6 protein-coding genes and 2 pseudogenes are annotated in these 7065 nt (G+C 66.1%); 6 read left to right on the top strand and 2 right to left on the bottom strand.

The features are described 5' to 3' along the window. Positions 1 to 32: 32 nt before the first annotated feature. A complete protein-coding gene (locus DIE06_RS31060) occupies positions 33 to 1187 on the bottom strand; it encodes a branched-chain amino acid ABC transporter substrate-binding protein (protein ID WP_124664702.1) in 1155 nt (384 codons plus the stop codon). A gap of 710 nt (positions 1188 to 1897) precedes the next feature. On the opposite strand from DIE06_RS31060, the pseudogene DIE06_RS31065 reads away from it, so the two are divergent. From DIE06_RS31065 to DIE06_RS31080, 4 genes and pseudogenes are all read left to right on the top strand, one after another. Then, positions 1898 to 2678, top strand: a pseudogene (locus DIE06_RS31065) (LysR substrate-binding domain-containing protein). A 162-nt stretch (positions 2679 to 2840) separates the two neighbouring features. Further along, positions 2841 to 3500, top strand: a complete 660-nt coding sequence (locus DIE06_RS31070; protein WP_124664703.1) for a nitroreductase — start codon at positions 2841 to 2843, stop codon at positions 3498 to 3500. 33 nt (positions 3501 to 3533) lie between these two features. After that, on the top strand, positions 3534 to 4001 hold the full coding sequence (locus DIE06_RS31075) for a sodium:proline symporter (RefSeq protein ID WP_124664704.1): 468 nt from the start codon (positions 3534 to 3536) through the stop codon (positions 3999 to 4001). Positions 4002 to 4156: 155 nt separating this feature from the next. Next, on the top strand, positions 4157 to 4639 hold the full coding sequence (locus DIE06_RS31080; protein ID WP_124664705.1) for a hypothetical protein: 483 nt from the start codon (positions 4157 to 4159) through the stop codon (positions 4637 to 4639). An 83-nt stretch (positions 4640 to 4722) separates the two neighbouring features. Here the strand turns inward: DIE06_RS31080 and DIE06_RS31085 are convergent, their stop codons facing one another. Beyond that, a complete protein-coding gene (locus DIE06_RS31085; protein ID WP_124664706.1) occupies positions 4723 to 5556 on the bottom strand; it encodes a helix-turn-helix transcriptional regulator in 834 nt (277 codons plus the stop codon). Between the two features lie 241 nt (positions 5557 to 5797). Between DIE06_RS31085 and DIE06_RS31090 the strand changes: the two genes are divergently transcribed. Together DIE06_RS31090 and DIE06_RS31095 are read left to right on the top strand one after the other, a co-directional pair. Continuing rightward, entirely contained in the window at positions 5798 to 6919 is a 1122-nt protein-coding gene (locus tag DIE06_RS31090; protein WP_124664707.1) for a polyamine ABC transporter substrate-binding protein, read from the top strand. A gap of 11 nt (positions 6920 to 6930) precedes the next feature. Further along, positions 6931 to 7065: pseudogene (locus DIE06_RS31095) on the top strand (polyamine ABC transporter ATP-binding protein); the annotation flags it as partial.

The following is a 7065-nucleotide window of genomic DNA, read 5'->3' on the forward strand; positions in this document are numbered from 1 at the left end:
TGGCGTGCCCGTCGTGCCGGCGTCGCGGAGTGTTACATCTTCACCTGGTCGAGGAAGGTCTTCTTGCCGCTCTTGTAGCCGTAGATCGAGATGATCCCGTGCGTCAGGTCGCCCTTCGCGTCGAACGTCGTCGTGCCGATCACGCCTTCATACTTCGTCGACGGCATCGCCGCGAGGATCTTCGCCGGGTCCGTCGAGTTCGCGCGCTTCATCGCGTCGACCGCGATGTAGACCGCGTCGTACGCGAACGGCGCATCGAACTTGATGCCCTGGTTGAAGCGTTTCTGGTATTTCGCGAGGAACGCCGCGCCGCCCGGCATCTTCTCGAGCGCAGCGCCCGCCTGCGAGCACAGCACGTTGTCGGCCGCCGGGCCGGCCAGCTCGGCCAGCGAGTCGGTGCACACGCCGTCGCCGGACAGGATCTTCGCGCGCATGCCGAGCTGCCTCGCCTGCTTCGCGAGCGGGCCGCCGGTGGCATCCATGCCGCCGTACATGATCGCGTCGGGGTTCTCGCCCTTGACCTTCGTGAGAATCGCGCGGAAGTCGACCGCCTTGTCGTTGGTCGCGTCGTGCGACAGCACCTTCAGGCCGAGCGCCTTCGCCTTCTTCTCGAATTCGTTCGCGAGGCCCTGGCCGTACGCGGTCGAATCGTCGATCACCGCGACGCTCTTCACTCCCTTCGACTGCGCGTAGCTCGCGAGTGCCGGACCCTGCTGCGCGTCGGTCGCGACCACGCGGTAGGTCGTCTTGAAGCCCTGCTGCGTGTAGGTCGGGTTCGTGGCCGACGGCGAGATCTGCACGATGCCCGCGTCGCTGTAGATCTTCGACGCCGGGATCGACGTGCCCGAGTTCAGGTGGCCGATGACGGCGATGACCTTGTCGTCGACGAGCTTCTGCGCGACCTGCGTGGCCTGGCGCGGGTCGGCCGCGTCATCCTGCGCGTCGAGCTGCAGCGTGATCTTCTTGCCGCCGATCGTCAGGCCCTTCGCATTGATTTCCTCGACCGCGAGGCGCGCACCGTTCTCGTTGTCCTTGCCGAGGTGCGAAATGCCGCCCGTCGTCGGTTCGACGCTGCCGATCTTCACGACCTGATCGGCCATCGCGCCCGACGCGGCCGCGAATGCGGCGGCGGCCAGTGCGGCGGTGATCAGGGGTTTGCAGCGCATGCCGACAATGCTTCGTTCCATCTGCCATCTCCGTTGATTGATATTTCCGTTGCCGTCCGGTCGGCCGCGCGCCCTTGTGAGGCGGTCGGGGTGCCGGACGAGTCCCCACGACCCATGACGGGTTCGGCTTGCATGTCGCCAGGCTGTCGATGTCGACGAACGACGCTGGCGCCACGCAGTGCCCGGGCGAGCGGGCGATTTCGTCTGACGACACGCAATTGGTATGAATATATCGGAACGCGTTTCCGCTCGCTTCGGCGAATTGCGCAGGCTTGCGCAAATGTGATGCCGCTCGCGCGGTGGTGTTGCGTTCCGTCGTGCAGATGGGCGACCCTCTCGCGCCGTCGATTGCTCCGATTATTCGGCCGCTCCGATGCCGATGACCATGGACAGTGCGGCGCAATCAATCGGGAACTGTTCGGTCGATTTGTCTGCACACTTTCATCGCGATACAGGGACGAGCACGTCATCTTCTCGATGCAACTAACGGTCAAGTCCAGCCGCGTCGGCAAACGAGTGCGGGCCGCGACGAACCGCATGGGCATCCATGCTTTGCAGATGACGGGGCCCGGCTTCACCGGACCGTTGCCGGATCGTTGTTCGGATCGGTCTTGCCGTTCGATGAAGCCGAGCGGCAGTCGCGCGCCGCGCGACGAGGAGGAAAGCGTATTCATGCGGCGACGGTGCGGCGTGGCGAGATGTTAAGCTAGCGCACGAGTCGACCTGCGGGTATGAATATGGCTCACAGCTCGGTGCGACGCCGGGCCGATGGCTCGGCGCACACGCGCAGCGTGTGGCGGAAGCGCTGCCGGTCGTCACGTCGACACCGCGGCTCGCGGCCGCCGCTGGCGAGCCTGGAGATCGTCTGCATCGGACGCGCCAGGGTTCGTTTCTGGCGGCCGCCGATGTCTCCGGCGTCTCGCACGGCGCGATCAGCCGGCGCGTGGCGACCGTCGAGCGCCAGCATGCGCTGGAGAGCGAGGCGCCTGCATTGCGCATCGAGCTCGGCATCGAGCTTCGCAATGTGGATATCGCCGCCGGCGAAGCGGACCTGTCGATCCGGTACGGGCGCGGCAACTGGCGTCAGCTCGAGACCCGCGAGTTCATGCCGGAGACGCTCTACCCGGTCGCGCTCCGCGTGCTGGCCACGCAACTGGCCACGCTGCGCCGTCGAAACGGCGCCGCCGCGCTGCTCGAGATGCCGCTCCTGCACGACTTCGACGTGACCGGCTGGCGCACCTGGTTCGACGCGCTCGGCATGCCGTTCAAGCCGCGCGCAGGATCGCCGTTTCGAGGACTACAACCTGGTGCTCGCGGCGGCCGAAGCGGGGCTCGGCGTGGCGTTGGCGCGGATGCCGCATCGCGGATGCGTATCTCAGGCGCAGCGCGCTCGTCCGCGTGAGCCGGCATGAGGTCGAGTCGTCGCTCAGGTATCGCTTCGTGCATGCGAAGGGCGAGAATCGTCCGGAGGTGCTCGCGCTGATGGCGCGGATGCGGGCCGCGCTGGAATAGGCGGCAGCGGCGTCGAGGGGCGCGACGAAGGCGGCGCGGATGTCGCCGCCGCTCGACCCGGGATACCGGATCGTCGACAATGCGACCGCGGAAAATCGCGGGATCCGACAGATAAACGAGAATCGAGCGTGTTGAATCGTTCGAATGCAGAGGGAATGAGGAATGAATAGACCTGACAAGTCGTCGAAAGCGCGTGCGGCGCTCGACCAGCTGTTTTCGGGCATGGCGCCCGCGGACGCGCAGCAGCGCGCGACGCGCCCGGGCAACCCGTTCGAGGCGGCAGGCGACCCCGCCGGCGCCGACGGCCGCGTCGACGTCACGGTGTCGACGAGAATCCAGTTGCGCGGCTATCCGGGCGCGGATGCGTTCATGAAGCGCATGGCCGAAGCCTGGGGCCTGACGTGGGGCCCGTACGACGCCGTGCGGGCGACGGCGACGCTGCCGGCCGGCTGGCGCTCGCGCCGGCTGCCGGAAGTCACGCAGATCGTCGACGAACGCGACGTGCTGCGCGCGGAAAGCAGCCTGCAGGGCGGCGAGATGTCGTATCTGAAAGTGCATCCGCGCTACTACATCGATGCGCGCAAGGGGTTCGGCTGGCGCAAGTCGTCGAAGACGTCCGACGATCCGGATCTCGACGGCCCCGACTGGAACTGCTATGTGATGGATCGGGAAAAGTCCGTCGAAGTGCACGAGCTGACGACGTCGTCGTCGAAGGCCGACATGGACAATGCGCGTGCGACGTTGCTGCAATGGCTCGACGAGCACTATCCGAAGCATCGCGATCCGTTCGCGTACTGGACGGACTGCGAACGTCCGTTGTAAGGCCGCACGGCGCGCGGCCATCACGGAGGGCAATTGAAACACGACGGTCCCGTCCCGATACTCTGGGCAGCGTTCGGCGCGGCGGTCGGCTCGACCGTCATCGAGCTGCTGCTCTGGCCGATTGCCGGCGAAGACGCCCTTCACAACCTGCTGCGCGACGCACGCCTGACGGCGGCCCTCGTGATGGGGCGAGCCGCGCTCGGCGCGCCCGCGGGGTTCGATCCGACGATCATGGGCGTGGCGACGCTGGTGCATGCCGCGCTGTCGCTTGCCTATGCGGCCGTGCTGGCGAAGCTGGTCCGCAACCTGTCGCCCGGTGGCGCGCTGCTCGCGGGCGGCGTGTTCGGACTCGTTCTCTACGGCGTCAACCTGCACGTGTTCACCGCGATCTTTCCGTGGTTCGTTCCGGTGCGCGGCGCGATCACGCTGGTCGCCCATCTAGTGTTCGGCGTGACCGCGGCGGGCGTCTACTGCATCGTCCGGCGGTCGCCGCGGGCATGAGCGCCGGCGGCTTCCGTGTTGCCGATTCGCATCCCGACCCCAGGAATAATCCGGCGTGCCACGTCGTCTAATGATCGGGTGACCCTATACGAAGCCGCGCGTCGTCCGTGACGCCAAGGGTCGAGTGGTCGGGGGCAACAATGCAGGAGCCGATCATGTGCAACTTGTTTCGGTTCGGGATGGGCGTCGTCTGTCTCGGGTGTTCCATGTGTGTGCTTGCGCAAACGTACGACGACGCGCCGGACGAAGGCGCCCGTTGCCGTGCGGTCGTCGCGCAAGCGGAAATCGACGGCACGGAGCAGCAGATCGTCGGGCGGGCATGCCGGCAAAGCGACGGCACGTGGCAGATGGTGCAAGGCATGGACGGCAGCATCGTGTGGTATCCGGACACCGCCTATCCGTACGCCGACCCGTGGTACTGGGGGCCGGCGGTCTTCGTCGGTACCGGCGTGAGTTTCGTGTTCATCGACCGCTTCCATCATCGGCATCACTTTGATCACTTCGGGCACGTCGGTCATTTCGGTCACTTCGACGGGGGCATGCGCGGCCGAGTGGGCGTTCCGATGGGCACCGGCTTCCACCATGGGCCGACCTTCGTCGGCGGCGAACACGGGTTCGGCGGCATGCGGCGGCGTTAGACGTGCGCGCACAGCGTGATGTGACGGGGTGAGACGGAGAGCGGATGCGCGCACGACCATTCGACGGCGCGCTCGCCGGGCATTCACGCATCGTGTCGACGCGACGCATTCCTGAGTACGAGCGCCATCAGCTGCCGGCGAGAATCGACGCCGAGCTTCGCGAACGCGCGCTTCGCGTAGGTATCGACGGTGGACGTCTTGAGCCCCATCGACTGCGCGATCGCTGCCGAGGTCATGCCCTGGATGAACGATGCGCACACGTGCATTTCGCGCGCGGTCAACTGCTCACGCAGTTCGGGAAGCCATTGCGCGACGAGGTCGAGATCGAGTTCGTCGCGCGGCCCGTCGTCCGAGGAGACCGCGCCGAGCAGCCGCTTGTGCGCGGACGCCATCGGCAGCACGACCTGCGACAGCTGCTTCAGCAGGCTCAGCTCCTTCAGCGAAAACGACGGTAGACGTCGTGAACGCGCGACCGAAATCGAGTAGCGTGTGCCGCCGGTCACGCCGCCGATCACGCATTCGTCGTGAATGTCGCCGGCGTCGAAGAACAGGTGCCGCAGTTCGCTCGCGACCCGCTGCGAAGACACCTGCAGCAGCTGCATGTCGCTTTCGTTGTCGATGGCTGCGTACGTGACGTCCTCGCTTGCGTAGCTGCGGTAGTAGTGGCGCATCACCTGCGCGACGAGCTCGGGCTCGCGCCCGAAGCTGCCGATCCAGCCGACGCTGCGCCGGCCCGACGCCACGCAGCGTTCGTAGTCGAGATGCACCGCGTCGAAATCGACATAGCGCACGAGTGTGTCGTACACGGCGCGCATGAACCGCGGCGTCCCGATCGCTTGCGCGATATCGCCGAGCGTATCGGTCACGAACGCGACGTGACTCAGCGGGAGATCGGGGGTGGAAAGCGCAGCGCTCATGGCGTCGGATGTCGAAGAACTCAGGTGGCGCTACAGGTATCACGAATATTTTCGACTGCCTACGCGGGAATCTACCCAAACGACCCTGAACGGCGATGACGTTTGTCCCGGTTTTCAGGACTGACGGTGCGGGCCGCGATCTCTACATTGACCCTTGTGCTGAACACCGCTTGACGGCGTTGACGCGAGTCCGGACCCGGACCTGGCGCCACGGCCGATACCCATCACAAGGAGAATCCCCATGCGTATCCGTATTCGTCGTCGTGCGGCCGTGCGCGCCGCGCTCGTCGCGTCGGCGGGGCTGGCCGCCGCGACCAGCCTGTCCGTCCGTGCGGGCGATGCCAACCTGAACGTGTACAACTGGTCGGAGTACGTCGCGAAGGACACGGTGCCCAACTTCGAGAAGCAGAGCGGCATCAAGGTCCGTTACGACAGCTACGACAGCGACGACACGCTGCAGACCAAGCTGCTCGCGGGCAGCTCGGGCTACGACATCGTTGTCCCGACCTCGAACTACCTTGCGCAGCAGATCCAGGCCGGTGTGTACCAGAAGCTCGACAAGTCGAAGCTGCCGAACCTCGCGAACCTCGATCCGGTGCTGATGAGGATGATCGCGAAGGTCGATCCGGGCAACCAGTACGGCGTGCCGTGGGCCTGGGGCACGACGGGCATCGGCTACAACGTGGAGGCCGTGAAAAAGCGGCTCGGCGACGCCGCGCCGACCGACAGCTGGGCGCTGCTGTTCGACCCGGCGAACGCGGCGAAGCTGAAGGGCTGCGGCATCTCGCTGCTCGATGCGCCGGACGCCGCGTTCGCGGCGACGCTGCAGTACATGGGAAAGGATCCGAACAGCAAGAACCCGGCCGACTACCAGGCCGCGTACGACGTGCTGAAGAAGATCCGCCCGTACGTCACGCAGTTCAGCTCGGCCGGCTATGCGGACGATCTCGCGAACAACGACGTGTGCGTCGTGCTCGGCTGGTCGGGCGACGTCAGCGTCGCACGGCGGCGCACGCTGGACGCGAAGCGCGCGTACGAGATCCGCTACGTGAATCCGAAGGAAGGCGGGCTGCTGTGGTTCGACGTGATGGCGATCCCGAAGGATGCGCCGCATCCCGAAGCCGCGCTGAAGTGGATCAACTACATCGAGGAACCGAAGACCAACGCGGCGATCACGAACGAGATCTTCTATCCGAGCGCGAACAAGGCCGCGAAAGCGTTCGTGACGCCGGCGATCGCGCAGGATTCGGGCATCTACCTGCCGGACGGCACGATCGCGAAGACGTCGCTCGCGATGCCGCGCAGCGCCGACGTCGCGCGGATGCAGAACCGCCTGTGGCTGCAGCTGAAGTCCGGCGGTTGAGGGCGACGATCATGGACCGTATCGCCTCCGCCAGCCCGGCTGACTCCGGCCATCGCAGCCGGCCCGCGCACGACGCGTTCGTGCGCATCGAAAACGTCGTGAAGAAGTTCGGCGACAGCACGGCTGTCGACAACGTGAACCTGACG

It is taken from the genome of Burkholderia sp. Bp8998 (genome assembly GCF_003854235.1).
Classification (GTDB): Bacteria; Pseudomonadota; Gammaproteobacteria; order Burkholderiales; family Burkholderiaceae; genus Burkholderia.